We start from the raw sequence: 18,438 nt of genomic DNA, 5'->3' as shown, positions 1-18,438 counted from the left end.
CTAGACGGTGATCCAGTCGATGTCGGCGACGTAGCCCGACGGGTTGGAGACCTTGATCGAGTTCGCGCCGGCCGCGAGCTCGACCGGCAGGTAGACCACCTGCGGCGTACCCCAGTCGTTGTCGCCGAGGCCGTGGTAGTTCACCCAGTAGCTGCCGGCGTCGTTGATGGTCAGCAGGCTCTGCCGGCTGGTGTCGCCGTCGGTGTAGGCGATCTTCACCAGGTAGGTCCCGGCGGCCGGGACGGTGATGTCGTGCAGGGTCACCGAGGCGTCGTAGCCGAGGTTGCCGACCTTCTTGCCGCCCGAGCACAGCGTGCAGCCGTTGGCGCTCGCGTTGCCGGTATAGGTGCTGCTCGCCGCCTCAGCCTCGTACCGAACGGGCCCGCCCGACTTGGAGCTGAACAGAGTGATCGCGGTGCTTGCCTCCGACAACTTGTTGCCGTTGGCACCCTTCACCTCGAACCTGTACTGCGTCTGCGGCAGCAACCCGCTGACCACGGTGCTGGTGCCCGTGCTGGTCGCGACCTGCTTGCCGTTCGCGTAGACCTTGTACGACGTGGCATTCGTGCTCGGCCGCCAGTTCAGCGAGACCGTGGTGTGGCTGACATCGGTCGCCGTCAGATCGGCGGGCCTGCTCACCGGGCCGGTGCTGTCCGGGAAGATCTTGTACAGCTTCGACCCGTGCGCCGGCAGCACCGCGGAGACCTGGCCGGAGACGTTCTTGGTGTTCTGGTTCGCCCAGATGTCGCGGACCGTCGCCTTGCCGGAGACCCCCAGCTGACCGAAGTCGCCGGTCACCGTCGCAGGCGTCTCGGCCAGGTTGAACAGGCCGACCGTGACGCTGCCGTCGGCGTTCTTCGCGTACCAGGTCTGCTGCAGTTGGTCCTGGTTCAGCGGCCGGGCCGGGTTGCCGGACTGGTTGATCGCGATCACCTCGCGGTTGGTCAGCAGCTTGAGACCGTACGCGTCGAGCTTGGTCAGGTCGTCACCGGCGAACAGCGGCGCCGAGTTGATCGCCCAGAACGTCATGTAGCTCTGCCGTTCGGCCTCGTTCAGCCCGTCCATCTCGCCGACGCCGACGTTGATCGCGTCCAGGTTGTTCCAGTGCCCCGGTCCGGCGTCGTCGATCCACTGCGGCAGGTCCCACCAGCGCTGCTTCACCGAGCCGTCCCAGCGGACGATGGTGTCGCAGTAGCACTCCACGTCGGTGTCGATCCGCCAGCCGTTCGAGTTCGCCTTCCAGGTGTCGGCGTACCGGTGGCTGAGCGACCACGACAGCGTGTACTGCATCGGGCGGCCGGCGTTCTGCACCGAACGCCACCAGGTCTCGACGTCCTCGGTGTTGTTGTGGTTCGGGTCGTCCGGCGCACCCTTCCAGGAGCCGGGGCCGACGCCGTCCATCTTGATGAAGTCGACGCCCCAGCCGGCGAACAGCTTGGTGATCGAGTCCGCGTACTTCGCCGCGCACGGGCCGGCGTAGTTGATCTTGTACGCCTGGTCCCAGCCGTTGGTGGTGCGCAGGTCGGGGTAGACGATGTCGCGGGTGAAGCAGCCCGGCGCGTTGTGGATCGGGGTGTTGCCGTCGCGGTAGACGTCGAAGCCGAGCCCGACCACGGTGTAGATGCCGAACTTCAGGCCGAGCTTGTGGAGGTCGTCACCGACGGCCTTCATCCCGCGCGGGAAGCGGGCGGTGTTGGCGACCGGCCGACCGAACTCGTCGCCGCCGAGCTGCCAGCCGGCGTCGATGTTGATGTACTCATAGCCGAACGGTTTCAGCTTGGTGGCCATCGCGTGGGCCTGGGCGAGGATGTTCTTCTCGCTGATGAAGCTGCCCGGGCCGTCGGGGTTCACCCCGGGATAGTTGGTGGACTGCAGGCTCCAGCTGCTCCAGCCCAGGTACGGCTTCGCGGCGAGCTGCGGGTACTTCGCCGGTACCGGCGACTTCGCGCTGGTGGCGGCCGTAGGGGCGGCGGGGGGCGGGACGGTGGCGTTCGCGATCGAGGCCGCCGCCGACACCAGGGCGAAAGCGGCCATCGCGACGACGCCGGTACGGCGGAGGCGTAGGGACATGCGGATTAATTTACCATGTGAAGTAACCGAGCGTCATGGCCGTGAGCGATTGCTGTAACGGAACCGCCATGGAACTGAGATCAACATTGCGGGGGGCCGGCTAGTCAGTACTCACGTAAGGGTTCGATGACCCGTGTGAGGCGGGTCGGCCCGACCGGGAGGGGATCAATCATCAACATTTCCAGGAAGTTCGGTCGTACGGCGGTCGCCGTGACCGGAGCCGCGACGCTGGTCGCACTGGCGGCGGGGGCCGCCGGCGCCGCGTCGTCCACGCCGCAGGCGGCTGCCGAAGCGCAGCTCAAGCTGGTCGCCGCGACCGCCGAGGTGACGCTGGACCGCTACCCCGAGGGTGGTGGCGTGGTGCTCGACCTCGGCACGCACATGGTGGCCGGGAAGAACCCGATCGAGATCCGCGCGACCCGCAAGTCGTACCAGGATCCGATCGTCGCCAACCTGCTGGTCAACGGGAAGCCGAAGGCGCTGCCGGCCGGTGCGGTGACCGACTTCGGTGGACTGAGCAAGTTCCTGCACCTGACCATCACCGATGCCAAGGGCAAGAAGGTCTACGACAAGGACCGTGGTTTCTGCCTGAACGGCGAGGGTTCCCGGACCCGGCCGGACGCGCCGGCCACCTCGCCGTACCCGCAGGGCTGTGCGGCCAACCCGTTCACGCTCGGCGCGGTCTGGGGTCTGCAGGCCGGCTGGTCCGCGAACACCACGAGCTACTACGACGGTGAAGAAGTCGACCTGCCGGTCGGCAAGTACACCGCGAAGGTGACCGTCAACAAGCTGTACAAGGACTACTTCAAGATCGGCGCCTACGACTCGGCGGCGACGGTGAAGCTGACGATCCGGGACGCCCCGGACTGCCATGGTGGTCACGCCGAGGGCTGCAAGCAGGCCTTCGCGGCGGCCAAGCTGAAGCACCTGACCAACGCCCCGGCTGCCGCGAAGTCGGCCAAGGCCGCGCTGAAGCCGAACGCGCAGCGGCCGACCAGCCGGGCCGCGGTACCGAAGGGTCCGAAGCCGGACCTGCGGTCGGTGCCGGCCTGGGGGATCGAGATCGGTCCGGGCGACGAGGGGACGCCGGAGGCCAACCGGGACTTCCTGGCCTTCTCGGCCACTGTCTGGAACGCGGGTCCGTCGCCGCTGGTGCTGGACGGGTTCCGGCAGAAGGGCAAGGACCTGATGGACGCGTACCAGTACTTCTACGACGCGAACGGCAAGGAGATCGGGCACCAGAACACCGGCACGCTGGAGTGGGACCCGCGCGAAGGCCACACCCACTGGCACTTCACCGACTTCGCCCGCTACAGCCTGCTGAACTCCAAGCAGACCGAGGTCGTCCGCAGCCAGAAGGAAGCCTTCTGCCTGGCCGCGACCGACGCGATCGACTACACGGTCAAGGGCGCCAACTGGAAGCCGTCCAACACCGACCTGCACACCGCCTGCGGCAGCCAGTCCTCGCTGTCGGTGCGTGAGGTGCTGGACGTCGGATCGGGTGACACCTACGCGCAGTTCCGTCCCGGCCAGTCCTTCGACGTCACGGACCTGCCGAACGGCGAGTACTTCATCGAGGTGAAGGCCAACCCGGAGAACCGGCTGGTCGAGACCAGCACGAAGAACAATGTCGCGCTCCGCAAGGTGATCCTGGGCGGCACGCTGCACCACCGCACCGTCAAGGTCCCGCCGGTCGGCGTGATCGACGCTCCCTGATCCGGTCTCGCGCCTCCTCTGCATGGGAGGCGCGAGTCCGCCAACCTGGCGGCCCTTCCTGGGGGAGGGCCGCCTTCGCGATGTTCCCCGACCAGTTTGCTGTTCTTGACAACATTAGTTGTCGGTGACAGGGTCGGGGCCATGGAGGACGTGGTGGTGATCGACGATCCGGCCGCGGCCGGGGTCTCGCTGGATCCGGTCCGGGCGCGGCTGCTGGCCGAGCTCGCGGTGCCGGGCTCCGCGACCACGCTCGCCGGCAAACTGCAGCTGCCCCGGCAGAAGCTGAACTACCACTTACGGGCGTTGGAGAAGCACGGGCTGGTGGAACTCGTCGAGGAGCGCAGGAAGGGCAACTGCACCGAGCGGGTGCTGCAGGCCAGCGCATCGGCGTACGTGATCTCCCCGCAGGTGCTCGGCGGCGTACAGCCTGATCCGTCGGTCTCGCCGGACGGGTTGTCGGCGCGGTGGCTGCTCGCGCTCGCGGCCCGGACGCTGCGCGAGGTGGGCCTGATGCTGGCCGGCGCGCGGAAGGCGCGGCGCAAGCTGGCCACCTTCGCGATGGACGGCGAGATCCGGTTCGCTTCGGCGGCCGACCGGGCCGCTTTCGCCGACGAGTTGAGTCAGGCCATGCGGGTACTGGTGGCGAAGTACCACGACGAGTCCGCGCTGGGTGGCCGCAGTCATCGGCTGCTGGTGGCAGTGCACCCCAAACCGACCAAGAACACGGGAGAATGACGATGACCGAGGAACGCCGGATCGAAGCCGAGATTCCGCTGGAGGCGTCGCCCGAGCAGGTCTGGGAGGCGATCTCCACGGAGGCCGGCCTGACCGCCTGGCTGTTCCCGATGGACCCGTCGCCGGAGGCGAACGCGCCGGGCGCGGTACTGCGCTGGGAGCCCGGGCACGGGTTCGCCATCCAGGCCGAGACGAGCGCCTTCGAGTACCTGATCGAGGCCCAGGACGACGGCTCGACGGTACTGCGCTTCGTTCAGAGCGGCTTCCAGAGCGATGACTGGGAGGCGGAGTACGAAGCCACCGCGCGAGGCTGGGACCTCTACTTCCACACGCTGCAGGTCTATCTGACCGGGTTCGCCGGGGAGCCGGCCACCTATGTGGTGGCCGAGGGCCCGGCATGGTCCGGCACTCCCGAGGCCTGGGAGAAGTTCCGGGCAGCCGTCGGGGGCGCGGTCGGCGACAAGGTCGAGCTGGACGTGCACGGGCTGGGCATGGTGGTCGGCGAGGTCGACTACGTCGGCCCGAGCCACCTCGGCATCACCACCGAGAACGCGTTGCTGCGCTTCCACGACCGCAGTCTGATCGGGATGCCCGTTGCCCTCGGCCACCATTACTACGGCCCCGGCCAGGACGCCGAACGGCTGGCTGACATCTGGCAGTCCTGGCTGGCCGAGTTCTACCTCAAACTTCAGTGATTGAGCGGCTTCTTCCGCGTACGCCGCGGGCGCGGGTGGCCCGCGTCGCGCTGATGGTGCCGTCGGGCGAGGGTCAGGGGCCGCTCGATCCGCGGCGCCGCCGGGCGCGCGACCCGTACCTCGGACTGCGTCAGCCCGAGTCGCGGCGGCTGCAGCCAGGGTGACCGGGTCGGCTTCCGGACCACGACCACGCGGAGGCGGCCGGTCCGGGCGAGTTTGAGGCCGATCCCGATCGTCGCGACGGCCGGGATCATCCCGGCCAGCAGCAGACCGGTCCGGGCGCCCCAGTGCTGGGCGATCCAGCCGACCATCGGCCCGCCGATCGCGCCGCCGCCGATGAAGACCAGGTTGTAGATGCCTGCGACTCGGCCGCGAAGGCCGTCGGGAGTGGTCAGCTGGACCATCGACTGGGCTGCGGTGAGGAACATCAGGGTGGCCATGCCGAGCGCCGCGAGCAGTGGCAGGAAGGTCCACAGCGACGGTTGCAGCGCGGCGATCATCTCGGTGATCGCGAGGATCGAGGCGATCCCGACCAGGTTCCGCAGCCGGGTCGGCCGGACTCTCCTTGCCGAGAGCAACGCCCCGGCGAGTGAGCCGACGGCAACGACCGAGTTCAGTACGCCGTACCCGGTGGCTCCGGTGTGGAAGACCCGGTCGGCGAAGGCAGTCAGGGTGACCGGCAGGCTGATCGTGAACATGCCGTAGATGCCGACCAGTGCGATGGCCCAGCGGACGGCCGGCTCGTGGAACGCGTAGTGGACGCCGTCCCGCAGGCCGTCCCGGATTCGCATCCCCGCGCTGGCCTGGCGAGCAGCCTGCAGGCCTGGCATCTCGTGTTCGCGCATCATCAGCAGCGCTGTGATGGAGCCGAAGAAGGTGACCGAGTTGAGCGCGAAGGCCCAGCCGGTGCCGACCGTGCCGAGCAGCAGCCCACCGAGAGCGGGGCCGATCAGGCTGCCGAGCTGGAACGTCGAGGAGACCATGCTGATCGCGTTCCGGAGGCGGGCCTTGCCGACGAGCTCGGTGACGAACGACTGCCGGGTCGGGTTGTCGACGGCGGTCGCGAGGCCGAGGAAGAGAGCGAGCGAGTAGACCTGCCAGACCTGCACCGAACCGGCGAACGCCAGTACGGCGAGGATGGCCGCGGCCAGGCCCATCGTGGCCTGGGTGCAGAGCAGGATCCTGCGCTTGGGGAAACGGTCGGCGATCACGCCGCCGTACAGGCCGAGCAGGAGGGTGGGCAGGAACTGCAGGGCGGTGGTGATGCCGACTGCGGTGGCACTGCCGGTCAGCGTCAGGACCAGCCAGTCCTGGGCGATGCGTTGCACCCAGCCGCCGGTCGAGCTGACGAAGAGGCCGCTGACCAGAAGGCGGAAGTTGCGGATTTGCAAGGCGCTGAAGGTGTCCCGGAAGCCTGGCCGTTTGGCGGCGTCGGGGCTTGGGGCGGTGCTGCGGTGGGTGTGGAAATCGGCGACGGGGTGGACAGAACCGGTGGCCCGGGTGGTCAAGAGTCATCCCTAGGGAAGTGGCTTGTCAGGGGAGGTCTCCTCCATCCTCACCGGTTGAGACGGGATCTCGACACAGAATGACTCCTATTAGTCTTATTGCGTCCTGCAATGACGGCGGCGGTTGAGGAGTGACGGTGACCTACGATCCGGATCAGTTGCGGACCTTCCTGGCGGTGGCGCAGTCGCTGAGCTTCACCCAGGCGGCCGAGCGGCTGGGGATCCGGCAACCGACCGTCAGCCAGCACGTGCGCAAGCTCGAGACGGCGGTCGGCCGGCCGCTGTTCGTGCGCGACACGCGGACCGTGACGCTGACCGCCGACGGTGACGCGATGGCGGGTTTCGCCCGGACGATCCTGGCCGCGCACGAGGAAGCCGCGGGGTACTTCACCGGCTCGGAGCTGCGCGGCAGGCTGCGCTTCGGCGTCACCGACGACCTCGCGCTGACCCCGCTGCCGCGGATCCTGCGCGACTTCCGTCAGCTCTACCCGCGGATCGACCTCGAGCTCACCGTTGCCCAAAGCCCCAACCTGCTGCGCCGGGTCGAGTCGGGTCACCTCGACCTCGCCTACGTCAAACACAGCACCGGCGGCGGCTACGAGCCCAACGGCCGGGTCGTCCGCCGCGACCCGCTGGTCTGGGCCGGCATCTCCGGCACCCGCATCGCACCGGACGGCCCGGTCCCGCTGGTCGCGTATCAAGCCCCCAGCATCAGCCGCTCGCTCGGCGTCCAGACCCTGGAGCAAGCCGGTCGGTCTTGCCGGATCACCTGCATCGTCCGAGGCGTCAACGGCGTACTAGCTGCGGTCCGGGCCGGCCTGGGGATCGCCATCTTCGCCCGCTCGCTGATGCCGGCCGACCTGGTCGAGCCGCCACCCTCTGCTGGGTTGCCGGAGTTGCCGGCCATCGATCTGGTGCTGATCACCAACCCGCGCGCCGCCAAGGAGCCGTCCGAGGCTCTGACCGCAGCCATCCTGGGCAGCAACACTCCGCTGAAGACTTCGGATTAGCGGGTGAGGGCGTCGCCTCGGAGTACGAGGGTGAGGATGCTGACGGCAGCCACGGCGATGGTGACCAGGAACGGTGCGTTCTTCCACAGAACGATCACCGCGAGCAGGGCGGCGACGACCGCAAGGGTCAGCCAGCCGATCACGCCGACCGCGCCGGGCGGTGCGACGACCAGAAGCGCGGTCGCGACGGCGAGTGGCAGCGGAGCGGCGTACCGGGCCAACTTGCCCAGCCGCTGTGGCCAGCCCTCGACTCCGGTCGCGAGATCATCGGCAAGATCCGGTACGACGTTGGCCAGGTGCGCGCCGACGCCGAGCAGCGCGGTGGCCGCCGACGCCCACCACGGCGCCCACTCGCCCGAGGTGCCGAGAGTGACGAACGACGGCAGCAACCCGAAGGCAACGGCGTACGGGAGCCAGGACACCTGCGTCGACTTGAGCCGCCAGTTGTAGGCCCAGGCGGCCGCCACCCCGACCAGATGCGCGAGGCCCGCGAGCACGCCGCTGGCGAGCGAGAGCGGGACGCAGGCAACTACCATCAGAGTCGCGCCGATCCACAAGGTCCGCCGACTCACCAGTCCGAGCACGATTGGTTTGTCGTTCCGGTGGACACTGGTGTCGCGGGGTGCGTCAATCGCGTCATTGCTCCAGCCGATCGAGAGGTGGCCGGTGAGGATTGCTGCGGCGACTAGCAGGCACCCGAGAGCGTCCCGTCCCGCCGACCAGGCGACGACGGTGACCAGGGTGGTGACGGCAACGGTCGGGCCGGGATGGCAGGCCATCGCCAGACCTTTGAGGACGTTCAGCCGGCTCACCGACCCCACGATGTCACGATGACGCGGGTCGCCGCGGTGCGGGCCGCGTTGCCGCCGAACCGCTACGCCCAGGAGGAGATCACCGCCGCCTTCGCGGAGATCTGTCTTCCCGACGGCAAAGGCATCGGCCTGCTGCGCCGGCTGCACGCCAACGCGGGGGTCTCGCATCGTCACCTCGCGCTGCCGCTGGAGCGGTACGGCGTACTGAAGGACTTCGGCGAAGCCAATGACGCGTGGATCTCGGTCGCCGTCGACCTCGGCGCCGAGGCCGTGGCGGGGGCGCTGGCGCAGGCCGGGCTGACCGTGGACGACGTCGACATCCTGATGTTCACCACCGTGACGGGTGTCGCCGCGCCGTCGATCGACGCGCGAGTCGCGGTCCGGCTCGGGATGCGTGAGGATCTCAAGCGGCTGCCGCTCTTCGGGCTGGGCTGTGTCGGGGGAGCGGCCGGGATCGCGCGGTTGCACGACTATCTCAAGGCCTGGCCGACGCACGTCGCAGTACTGCTGTCGGTGGAGTTGTGCTCGCTGACTCTCCAGCGGGATGACTCTTCATTGCCCAACCTGGTCGGTGGTGCGCTCTTCGGTGATGGCGCAGCCGCGGTGGTGTTGACCGGTTCGGACCACCCGGCCGCTGCTGGGCCGTCGGTGGTGGCGACGCGTTCGCGGCTGTATCCGGACTCGGAGCGGGTGATGGGGTGGGACATCGGCTCGGGTGGGTTCCGGATCGTGCTCGGCGCTGATGTGCCGGAGGTAGTGCGGACGTATCTGGGTGGCGATGTCACGTCGTTCCTTGCATCGCAGGGGTTGACCGTCGAGGAGATCGGCACCTGGGTGAGTCATCCCGGCGGGCCGAAAGTGCTCGAGGCGGTGGCGGAGACGCTGTCGTTGCGGCCGGGCGCGCTCGATCTGACCTGGAAGTCGCTCGACGCGGTCGGGAACCTGTCGTCGTCCTCGGTGCTGCACGTGCTCGGTGACACCCTCGCGCTGGATCCTTCGGGGATGGGTGTGTTGCTCGCGATGGGCCCAGGCTTCTGTTCCGAGCTCGTACTCCTGGAGTGGTGATGGACTCGTCGTTGTGGTGGTACGTCGCGCTGGTGCTGGTCGTCGGGCTCGAACGCGTGGCCGAGCTGGTGGTCTCGCTGCGCAACGCGGCGTGGAGTTTCGCCCGGGGCGGGGTGGAGTCCGGCAAGGGGCACTACCCGTTCATGGTGGTGCTGCACACGGGGTTCCTGGCCGGGTGTCTGGTCGAGGCGATCGTGGCGGACCGGCCGTTCATCCCGGCGCTCGGGTGGTCGATGTTCGCCGTGGTGCTGCTGGCGCAGGGGTTGCGCTGGTGGTGCATCGGGGTGCTCGGGCCGCAGTGGAACACCCGGGTGATCGTGGTCCCGGGCCTGCAGTTGGTTGCTAAAGGCCCCTATAAGTTCCTGCGGCATCCGAACTACGTCGCGGTGGTCGCGGAGGGGATCGCGTTGCCACTGGTCCACACGGCTTGGGTGACGGCGGCGGTGTTCCTGCTGTTGAACATCCCGCTGCTGGCCGTCCGCATCCGCGCCGAGGAAGCGGCGTTGGACTCTGCGCTGACGAAGTGATCGACCTCCTCGTCGCCGGCGCGGGCCCGGCCGGCGCCGCGACCGCCATCCGCGCGGCGCTCGCTGGTTTGTCGGTGGTCGTCGTCGAGCCGCGCTCTGGGCCGATCGACAAGGCTTGCGGGGAAGGGATCGCGCACAGCGCGGTCTCGTACCTGTCCCGGCTCGGTGTTGCCTTAGAAGGCCGCCCGTTCTTCGGGATCCGCTATCTCGACCCCGGACATGTGGTCGACGCGCGCTTTCGCGCCGGCCCGGGGCTCGGAGTACGCCGTACTACGTTGCAGAGCGCGCTCGCGGATCGCTTGGCTGAGCTCGAGGTGCCGGTCATCGCTGCTCGGGTGGAGAGCATCACGCAGAACCAGCAGTCGGTCACCGCCGCTGGTATCACCGCTCGCTACCTGGCGGCTGCCGATGGCCTGCATTCACCGATCCGCCGCCAGCTGGGTCTGGGGGCAAGCGCTGACCGCCCCCTCGGCCCAGTTGCGCATCTTCCCTTCCCCCGCGACGTGACGCAGCCGCGTCGCGGGCTGCGGAGGCACTACCTGGTCAGACCGTGGAGTGAACTCGTCGAGGTCTACTGGTCCCGCCTGGGCGAGGCCTACGTGACTCCGGTCGCCGACGACCTCGTCGGCGTCGCCGTCCTCACCTCGGCCCGCGGCTCCTTCGACTCCCACCTCGACGCCTTCCCGGCGTTGAAGCGCCGATTGCTCGGGGCAACCGAGGCGACCGCCGTGATGGGCGCCGGCCCGCTCCGCCAACGAGTCCGCGGCCGGGTGGCCGGCAGAGTGCTGCTGGTCGGCGACGCGGCAGGGTACGTCGATGCGCTGACCGGCGAGGGAATCGCCATCGCGCTCCGCACCTCGGCAGAGCTGGTCCGCTGTGTCCAGGCCGATCGGCCCGCGGAGTACGAGGCGGCCTGGCGGCGGGTTTCCTGGGAGTGCCGGTTCCTCACCGGTTCGTTGCTCTGGGCCCGCAACAGGTCGTTGCTCGCTCCCCGCATCGTCCCGGCCGCCGCGCGGCTGCCGAAAGTATTCGGTGCCATCGTCAACCAACTGGCCTGAGAACGTGCGTTGGCCCGGCGATCGCTCAGACAATCGCCGGGCCCACACGCCGACCGAGCATCCTGGTGAAATGCTCGCTCGGGTTGCTCCAGCCTCCTGGTGAAAGGCTGGAACGATCTGGCCCCAGCCTCCTGGTGAAAGGCTGGGACAAGTTCTCGGTGTTTCTGAGTTAAAGATTGCCAGCCGGATGTTGCCCATCCATTGCCGGAATGTGAAGCCTTGTTACCTGGCGCTGTGTCCTGCGTCTCAGTGCTCGGTGCGCACCGCCGCGATCTGCAGCTGCAGAGCCAGCCGCTCGCGCGGGCTGGACAGGTCCAAGCGGGCGATCTCGCCGATCCGCTTCATTCGGTGCCGCAAGGTGTTGGTGTGCAGATGCAGTTGCCGAGCTGCCTGCTGCGGCTGGCCGGGATAGTTCAGCCACGCCTGCAACGTGTCGACGAATGCGGTGTCGTGCTCGATGTCGTGCCTGAGCAGAGTCGCCAGCGGCCCGTCGAGCTTGGTGGTGTCGAGTGAGGTGACGGCCCGGTGGACCGTGAGGATGTGCCACGCCTGCTCCACTCGCAGCGCGGGGCCGGGGGCGAGCTCACGGCGTACTAGGCCTAGGAGCTCTACCGCCTCGGCCCGGGAGCTCGGGAGATCCGCCGGGCCACGTGCACGCCCGCCGGCGGCGGCCGTAGTACCGGGGGCGTCTTTGGCGAGGTCTATGACGAGTTTGCGCAACCAGCGCCAGGAGCCGGGGCCGTCGCCGTCCGAGACGACTGCCAGGACGTTGCCGTCCAGGTCGGCCAGTTGCGGCTCGCTCCAGCCGTGGCGGCGACCAGTGGACTCCCACAGATCCAGCTCCTGCGGTACGTCGTAGTCGCCTGGCGAACCGAGTGCCACCACCCGCCAAGGCGCCGGTGGCAGGCGTACGTCGAGTGGAGTGTCGGGGGAGAACTGCCGCAGTACGGTGCGCAGGCGGTCGATCGCACTGCGCCTGGCGACGTCTGCCTGAGCCCTGAGTCGCAGCAAGTGCAGCGCGAGCACCGACGCCGCCTGGCTCAGCTCAGCAGTCACCTCGTCGCTCACCGGGCCATCCACAACCGCCCAGATAGAGCCCAGCCACTCACCACCCGCCCTCACCGGTACTACGAGCCGCGGGCGGATGCCATTGGGGCCGTCGGGGACCAGGAACGGCTCACTGGACCTGGCAAGGCGCCGGAAGATCCCCCGGGCCCTGAAGTGCGCAATGACCTCAGCAGGCACCCGGCGGCCGACAATCGTCGACACCCGGGTCGGGTCGGTGTCAGTGACGTCATGGAGGCTCGAATAGGCCAGCACCCGAGACTGGTTGTCCTCGATCGTCACTGGAGCGTCGACGATGGCCGCGGCGGCGTCGGCCAGCGCAAAGAGCTGCTGATGTACTCCGGCGTCGCCGGCCACGGGGGAGTCAGGGGCGGCCGCCCTGTCGATCACGCCTCGCAGTAGCCAGACCACGTGAGCCCAGGTGACCGTCGGCTGCAGCGCGACCAGCGTGAGGAGCCACTTCTCAGCCCTGGCCATCACCACCGGGTCCTGGGCGAGTGTCGTCCGCAGGATGATCGCTGACGCGTTGCCGGCCGCACAGCGGTCGACGAGCGCTATTGCCTCCTCCGGGCTGCCCAGGCCGAAGCCCAGCACCAGGTCACCCGGCTGCCCGGTGGCGTCTTCCTGCGGATCCGCCAGGAAGACGTCACGTACCTCGCCGTCGCCTTGCCCGGCGACGACGATCTCGAACAGGGCTGGTCCGACGGCAACGACCAGGTCAGGGACGGTGATCATGAGGTTATTGTGCTCTTGCCACTGTCATTAGGGCCAGCTGTGGTGCGATCGCACCATGACAGGGGTTCGGAGCGGAAGCACTATCGATACATGGTCGCTTCCGTGCAAGGCACTCACATCGTCCCGGACCGGGTCGCCGTAGTCGGCGCCGGCATGGTCGGTCTCGCCACTGCCTGGTTCCTTCAGGAGGCCGGCATCGAGGTCACCGTGCTGGATCGTGAAGGTGTCGCCGCTGGTGCTTCCTGGGGCAACGCGGGCTGGTTGACCCCAGGCCTGGCGACCCCGCTGCCGGAGCCTGCTGTGCTCAAGTACGGCATCGGCGCAGTACTGAGCCCGTCCTCGCCGGTGTACGTGCCGCCGACGGCGAGCCCGCGACTCATCTCGTTCCTGACCCGCTTCGCCCGCAACAGCACCGCGGGACGCTGGAAGACCGCGATGGAGGCGCTGGTGCCGATCAACCGGCAGGCGCTGAACGGGTTCGACGCGCTCGCCAAGGCGGGGGTCGAGGCCGAGACCTACGAGGCCAAGTCGTTCCTGGCGGCGTACCGGACCGAGGCCGAGCGGACGGTGCTGCTCGAGGAGATCGAGCACATCCACGCGGCCGGCCAGGGCATCGAGTTCGAGGCGATCACGGGTGACGACGCCCGCGAGATCGAGCCGTCGCTGTCCGACGAGATCGGCGCGGCCATCCGGCTGCACGGTCAGCGCTTCATCAACCCGGGCGAGTACGTGAACATGCTCGCCGACTCGGTCCGTGCTCGCGGCGGCGAGATCGTCACCGGGGTCGCGGTCAAGGACATCGTGGACGAGATCCGCGGCGTCCGGATCGTCACCGCGGCGGGCGAGAGCCTGCCGTACGACGCGGTCGTGATGGCGACCGGCGCCTGGCTCGGCGACCTGGCCCGGCAGGTCGGGGTCAGGACCGTGGTCCAGGCAGGGCGTGGCTACAGCTTCAGCGTTCCGATCGCCCACGTGCCGGCCGGACCTGTCTACTTCCCGGCGCAGCGGATCGCCTGTACTCCGCTGGGCGACCGGCTGCGCGTCGCCGGGATGATGGAGTTCCGCAAGCCTGACGCGAAGCTCGACCCGCGTCGGATCGACGCGATCGTGGAGGCGGCCCGGCCGCTGCTGCGCGACGCCGACCTGGACGCTCGCACCTTCGAGTGGGTGGGCCCGCGTCCCTGCACCCCGGACGGCCTGCCGCTGATCGGCGCCACGTCGTCGCCCCGCGTCTTCGCTGCCGGCGGTCACGGCATGTGGGGTATCACCCTCGGCCCGATCACCGGCCAGCTGCTCGCCGAGACCATCACCACCGGCCGCGCGCCGGCCGAGCTGGCCCCCTTCGATCCACTTCGCTGATTCCCAGTCGCTCCCTGACAACTGAATCGCGGAATTACCACCACCAGACCACCCTCGAACTCCTGTCGTGGCTGAGTCGTACCCCAGCCGCCTCACCACGACGGGACCAGACGGCCTCTCCTTTTGCGGGAGGCCCACTCCGCCGGCCCTGCTATCTCCCAGGGCTCCGGCAGCACCACCCGGGCCGCTGTGACTCCAAAGCACCCGGTAGCCCCACCCGGTACTCCGTGACCCCACGGAGCCGGCGCAGTACCCGGACCCCATCACCAGGGTCCGGCGCACGATCCGGACCCCATCACCAGGGTCCGGCGCAGTACCGGGCCCATCACCAGGCCTGGCGCATCATCCGGGTTCAGACACCAGCCCGGGAGCACGATCCGGGTTCTTCGACCCAACCCGGAGGTACCACCGGATCCAGTAAGTGCCGATCCGGCAGCAGCACCCGCGACTCCCGCCCTGCCGGGAAGCGCAGTACCACCGGCCCAGCGAGAGCGGGTCGGAGCACCGCCGCCCCAGCCACAGCGGGACGGCAGCACCACCGGTCCGGCGCAAGCGGGACCGCGAAGTACCGGCTCCTGCCTCACCTGGAGCCGCAGCACCAGCGGTGACGTCCCGGCCCCTGTCGGGAAGCCACCGTCCGGCGGATCTCCGACAGCCAGCGGAGGATCCGCCAAGCACCACCCGGTACCCGCAGCACGCCTGCTCCTCGGGCGCCGGTCAGCACCACCCGCGACTCCCACCCTGCTGGGACCGCGGCGCACCACCCGGGTCCCGCGAAGCCTCACTCGCGGAACCCGGGAGCGGTCCTCACCCGAGCGCCTGGCGGGACCGTGCCTGCAAGACCCGGCTCCCGCGATGCCGCGCGGGAGACGGCCGCACCATCCAGCAGTCCCCTTGCGGAAGGGCAGCTGGCGCAGTACCAGCGGTCCTCGGGCGGAGGACCGCAGCACCACCTGCCTCAGCCATCTGAGCCTGAGACAGAAGAGAGCGTGGCTCCCACTCTGGGAGCCACGCTCTATCTATTTCCGCTCAACAACAGCTACTCCCACTCCCACCGCACCCCGACCAGCCCCGGCGCGACATCCCGGTCGACCCGATGCACCCCGTACGTCGACCCCACCAGAACCTCGCGAACCCCTTGGTCCGGCGCATCCTCCCGCCGCCGGCTGTACCGGAAACACCGAGCCGGCAACGCCTCCGGATCGAACTGCACCTGCAGCAGATAATCCCCGGTCTCAGCAGGAAAGGCCCGGTGGTAATGGTCCGCGTGCACGTTGGGCCCGAAGCGGGTCTCGTACTCCACCGCCGCGGTCTCGCCGGTGTCCAGCACCCGGTCGTAGATCAACTCGGCCACCAGAAACTTCCCGTCGGGATCGGACCGGGTCCGACCGATCCGGCAGTTGCGAACCGGATGAACGGTCGGCAACCCGCCCTCTCCCTCGTCGTTGTGATAGACGAACACGCTGCGGGAGACCTTGTCGACAGTGGCGCGAACGACCGCGCGGGTGACCAGGGAGATCGCACCCCGATCCGGGCCGATCGTGAACAGGTCGTGCAGGCTCACCCGGTACAGGATGTTGTGGACCGGGGTGGCGACGGCTTCGAGCAGCCCCTCGAGGCTGTCGGCATCCGACCAGACGTCGGACATCTGCATCGTCCCCGGCGGGTGGTCCAGCCAGCGGCCGCGTGGGCGGCGGGGACCGAGCTGGGAAGTGAGTGCGTCGGCGGGCAGGCCGAGGATTCCTTCGAGCGCCTCGACGGCCAGCAGTGAGGCCGGGCGTTCAGGCCGGCTGCGACCTCGGCGCCAGTACGCCAGGGTGGTCTGGCTGACCATGATGTTCTGCTCGGCGAGCAAGGTCTGGATCTGCTCCAGGCGCAGGCCGCTGGCCTCGATCGCCAGGTGCAGCGCGGCGGAGAACGGTCCAGTCCGAAGCACATGGGCCAGTTCCCGGCCGATGATCTGCTCTCCCATGTGCAGAGTATCCGCCTCCGCCCGCCAGTTGCTGAGCCCGGACGCGCCGAGGCGGCCCGGCCGGGGCGCCGACTGCGCGCTCCGGCCGGGCCGTTCGGGTCAGGAGACGTTCAGGGCCACGTCGTCGACCACGAAGCTGGTCTGCAGCGACTGGTCCTCGACACCGTTGAACTTCAGCGTCACGGTCTGGCCGGCGAACTGCTTCACGTCGAGCACCTTCTCGGCGTATCCGCTGGCCTTGTTCAGGTTCGAGTACGACGCGACGGTGGTGCTACCGAGCGTCACAGTGAGCTTGTCGTAGGCAACGTTCTCGGTCTCGGCCGAGTCGATGTGCAGCCAGTACCGCAGCGTCACGGTCGCGCAGCCGGAGGGGATGGTCACCGACTGGGACGCGTAGTCGGTGTGGGTCACGCCCTGGCCACCGAGCCACGCGTACCGGGTGCCACCGTGAGCAGCCTGCTGCGACCAGCTGCCGATCACGTTGGCGTTCGCCGACCACGGGGTGCTGCCGGTCTCGAAGCCGGGGTTGCTGACGACCTGCTGCGCGGTGCAGCCGCCGGTACTTCCGATCGTCCAGGTGAAGGTCGTCTGCCCGGTCTTGTTGGCCGAGTCGGTGACGGTCACGGTCACGTTGTACGTGTTCTGGGTGGTCGGCGAGCCGGTGATCTTGCCGGTGCTCGATCCGATGGTCAGCCCGGCGGGCAGACCCGAAGCGCTCCAGGTGTACGGCGTGGTGCCGCCGGACGCCTGCAGTTGGAGGTTCGCCGTACCGCCGACAGCCGTGGACTGGTTGCCGGGGTTGGTCACCGTCGGGCCGGCCGGAGTGCCGCCGCCGATGAAGCCGGTGTAGAGCAGCACGTTCGGCGAGCCGGAGTTGATGCCGGTCAGCTTGCCCGTGGTGCCGTTGTTGACGAGCGCGTCACGGACCTGCTGCGGGGTGGCGTTGGGGTTCGCGCCGAGGTAGAGGGCCGCTGCGCCGGCGGTGTGCGGCGAGGCCATCGAAGTACCGGTCATCGTCGCGGTGCCGGTGTTGCTGCTGTAGGAGGCGGAGATGATGTTGGTCCCCGGCGCCCAGATGTCCAGGCACGAGCCGTAGTTGGACGGGCCGGTGCCGGTGTAGCGAGCGTCGTTGATGGTGCTGTTGCCGACCGTGATGGCTGCCGGCACCTTCTGCGGACTGAAGTAGCACGAGTCGTCGTTGTTGTTGCCCGCGGCCTGCACGAACTGAACGCCCGACGCGATGATGCCCTTGACCGCGTTGTCCAGCGCGTCGCTGCTGCAGCGGGAGCCGCAACCGACGCTGTAGTTGACGACGGCCGGCTTGACGGCGTTGGCCTTGATCCAGTTCATCCCGGCCAGGATCTGGTCGTTCTCACCGGAGCCCTGACAGTTCAGAATGCGAACGGAGACGACGTTGGCCTTCTTGGCCACGCCGTACGTGGTGCCCACCGCGGTCCCGGCGACGTGCGTGCCGTGGCCGTGGCAGTCGGCCGGGTTGCTGTCGTTGTCGATGTAGTCGACGCCCTGCTTCACCCGGCCGGTGAACTCCTGGTGGTTCGGGTTGATGCCCGTGTCCAGGATGTAGACGGTGACGCCCTGCCCGGGGTTGGCCGGGTAGGTGTACGACTTGCTCAGCGGCAGGTCGCGCTGGTCGATCCGGTCGTCGCCCCAGTTCGGCGGGTTGTTCTGGGTGTCGGCGATCTTCATGGTCTGGACCTGCTCGACGTACGCGACGGACGGGTCCGCCGCCAGCCGGCGGGCCTGCGAGTCGGTCATCCGGGCCGAGTAGCCGCCGAGCACCTGGTCGTAGACGTAGTCGACGGAGCCACCGAACTTGCCGACCAGGCCGTCGGCGCGGGTCCGCAGGGCCGCGGCCCGTACCTTGCCGGCCGGGGCGTCCTTCAAGGCGACGATGTACTTGCCCGACACCGCTGTCGGGGTGCCCGCGTTGCGGACGACTCCCTCGGCGGCCTGCGCGGTGGGCGCCGCCATGGTCGCGAAACTGATCGCGACCGCTGCGGCGATCAGCGCGCGCGCTGTTGTGTTCCTCATGCCTGGTTCTCCTCTGACGGGCGGGTCATGCCAGGCAACGGAGGCTATGGACAGCGGATCAC

Annotated in this window: 14 protein-coding genes; 8 read left to right on the top strand and 6 right to left on the bottom strand. The window is 68.8% G+C overall.

Features of this window, described 5'->3' with window-relative positions; all coding sequences use genetic code 11:
• Positions 1–2,070, bottom strand: a complete 2,070-nt coding sequence (locus AB0P21_RS07485; RefSeq protein WP_363694588.1) for a CBM35 domain-containing protein — start codon at positions 2,068–2,070, stop codon at positions 1–3.
• Positions 2,071–2,280: 210 nt separating this feature from the next.
• On the opposite strand from AB0P21_RS07485, the gene AB0P21_RS07480 reads away from it, so the two are divergent.
• From AB0P21_RS07480 to AB0P21_RS07470, 3 genes are all read left to right on the top strand, one after another.
• Positions 2,281–3,786, top strand: coding sequence for a lysyl oxidase family protein (locus tag AB0P21_RS07480; protein ID WP_363694587.1), 1,506 nt, complete (start codon positions 2,281–2,283; stop codon positions 3,784–3,786).
• Positions 3,787–3,927: 141 nt separating this feature from the next.
• Positions 3,928–4,521, top strand: a complete 594-nt coding sequence (locus AB0P21_RS07475; protein ID WP_363694586.1) for a helix-turn-helix domain-containing protein — start codon at positions 3,928–3,930, stop codon at positions 4,519–4,521.
• 2 nt (positions 4,522–4,523) lie between these two features.
• The gene (locus tag AB0P21_RS07470; RefSeq protein WP_363694584.1) at positions 4,524–5,216 is read left to right on the top strand and encodes an SRPBCC domain-containing protein; all 693 of its coding nucleotides are present in this window, start codon (positions 4,524–4,526) and stop codon (positions 5,214–5,216) included.
• Here AB0P21_RS07470 and AB0P21_RS07465 read toward each other — a convergent pair.
• Positions 5,210–6,724 (bottom strand): MFS transporter, encoded by a 1,515-nt coding sequence (locus tag AB0P21_RS07465; RefSeq protein WP_363694583.1) that lies wholly within the window; start codon positions 6,722–6,724, stop codon positions 5,210–5,212. The two genes, AB0P21_RS07470 and AB0P21_RS07465, sit on opposite strands and share 7 nt — an antisense overlap.
• A 134-nt stretch (positions 6,725–6,858) precedes the next feature.
• Here AB0P21_RS07465 and AB0P21_RS07460 point away from each other — a divergent pair, with 134 nt between their 5' ends.
• Entirely contained in the window at positions 6,859–7,731 is an 873-nt protein-coding gene (locus tag AB0P21_RS07460; protein WP_363694581.1) for a LysR substrate-binding domain-containing protein, read from the top strand.
• Here AB0P21_RS07460 and AB0P21_RS07455 read toward each other — a convergent pair.
• Entirely contained in the window at positions 7,728–8,543 is an 816-nt protein-coding gene (locus AB0P21_RS07455) for a UbiA family prenyltransferase (protein ID WP_363694579.1), read from the bottom strand. The genes AB0P21_RS07460 and AB0P21_RS07455 overlap by 4 nt on opposite strands.
• A gap of 18 nt (positions 8,544–8,561) precedes the next feature.
• Between AB0P21_RS07455 and AB0P21_RS07450 the strand changes: the two genes are divergently transcribed.
• Genes AB0P21_RS07450 through AB0P21_RS07440 form a run of 3 tightly spaced genes read left to right on the top strand, consistent with a single transcriptional unit; the run spans position 8,562 to position 11,193 of the window.
• Complete coding sequence (locus tag AB0P21_RS07450) at positions 8,562–9,608, top strand: type III polyketide synthase (RefSeq protein WP_363694577.1); 1,047 nt, start codon at positions 8,562–8,564, stop codon at positions 9,606–9,608.
• On the top strand, positions 9,608–10,135 hold the full coding sequence (locus AB0P21_RS07445) for an isoprenylcysteine carboxyl methyltransferase family protein (RefSeq protein WP_363694576.1): 528 nt from the start codon (positions 9,608–9,610) through the stop codon (positions 10,133–10,135). Before AB0P21_RS07450 ends, AB0P21_RS07445 begins: the two co-directional genes overlap by 1 nt.
• Entirely contained in the window at positions 10,132–11,193 is a 1,062-nt protein-coding gene (locus AB0P21_RS07440) for an FAD-dependent monooxygenase (protein ID WP_363694574.1), read from the top strand. The genes AB0P21_RS07445 and AB0P21_RS07440 overlap by 4 nt, the downstream gene beginning before the upstream one ends.
• Before the next feature lie 246 nt (positions 11,194–11,439).
• On the opposite strand, the gene AB0P21_RS07435 is transcribed toward AB0P21_RS07440, so the two are convergent.
• Positions 11,440–12,993 (bottom strand): helix-turn-helix domain-containing protein, encoded by a 1,554-nt coding sequence (locus AB0P21_RS07435; protein WP_363694573.1) that lies wholly within the window; start codon positions 12,991–12,993, stop codon positions 11,440–11,442.
• A 90-nt stretch (positions 12,994–13,083) separates the two neighbouring features.
• Between AB0P21_RS07435 and AB0P21_RS07430 the strand changes: the two genes are divergently transcribed.
• Positions 13,084–14,352: an FAD-dependent oxidoreductase gene (locus tag AB0P21_RS07430; RefSeq protein WP_363694572.1), complete on the top strand. Its 1,269-nt coding sequence runs from the start codon at positions 13,084–13,086 to the stop codon at positions 14,350–14,352.
• Between the two features lie 1,039 nt (positions 14,353–15,391).
• Here AB0P21_RS07430 and AB0P21_RS07425 read toward each other — a convergent pair.
• Together AB0P21_RS07425 and AB0P21_RS07420 are read right to left on the bottom strand one after the other, a co-directional pair.
• Positions 15,392–16,324: an XRE family transcriptional regulator gene (locus tag AB0P21_RS07425; protein WP_363694571.1), complete on the bottom strand. Its 933-nt coding sequence runs from the start codon at positions 16,322–16,324 to the stop codon at positions 15,392–15,394.
• 99 nt (positions 16,325–16,423) lie between these two features.
• Positions 16,424–18,376, bottom strand: a complete 1,953-nt coding sequence (locus tag AB0P21_RS07420; RefSeq protein ID WP_363694569.1) for a S8 family serine peptidase — start codon at positions 18,374–18,376, stop codon at positions 16,424–16,426.
• Positions 18,377–18,438: the final 62 nt, after the last annotated feature.

The sequence above is a fragment of the Kribbella sp. NPDC056861 genome, assembly GCF_040687575.1.
Lineage (GTDB): Bacteria > Actinomycetota > Actinomycetes > Propionibacteriales > Kribbellaceae > Kribbella.
This window is presented reverse-complemented; position numbering and strand designations above follow the sequence as displayed.

Bases quoted from the DNA above. Each gene is read 5' to 3' on its own strand.
- AB0P21_RS07485 (WP_363694588.1), bottom strand. From the start codon at position 2,070: ATGTCCCTACGCCTCCGCCGTACCGGCGTCGTCGCGATGGCCGCTTTC.
- AB0P21_RS07475 (WP_363694586.1), top strand. From the start codon at position 3,928: ATGGAGGACGTGGTGGTGATCGACGATCCGGCCGCGGCCGGGGTCTCG.
- AB0P21_RS07470 (WP_363694584.1), top strand. From the start codon at position 4,524: ATGACCGAGGAACGCCGGATCGAAGCCGAGATTCCGCTGGAGGCGTCG.
- AB0P21_RS07450 (WP_363694577.1), top strand. From the start codon at position 8,562: ATGACGCGGGTCGCCGCGGTGCGGGCCGCGTTGCCGCCGAACCGCTAC.
- AB0P21_RS07445 (WP_363694576.1), top strand. From the start codon at position 9,608: ATGGACTCGTCGTTGTGGTGGTACGTCGCGCTGGTGCTGGTCGTCGGG.
- AB0P21_RS07435 (WP_363694573.1), bottom strand. From the start codon at position 12,993: ATGATCACCGTCCCTGACCTGGTCGTTGCCGTCGGACCAGCCCTGTTC.
- AB0P21_RS07430 (WP_363694572.1), top strand. From the start codon at position 13,084: ATGGTCGCTTCCGTGCAAGGCACTCACATCGTCCCGGACCGGGTCGCC.
- AB0P21_RS07425 (WP_363694571.1), bottom strand. From the start codon at position 16,324: ATGGGAGAGCAGATCATCGGCCGGGAACTGGCCCATGTGCTTCGGACT.
- AB0P21_RS07420 (WP_363694569.1), bottom strand. From the start codon at position 18,376: ATGAGGAACACAACAGCGCGCGCGCTGATCGCCGCAGCGGTCGCGATC.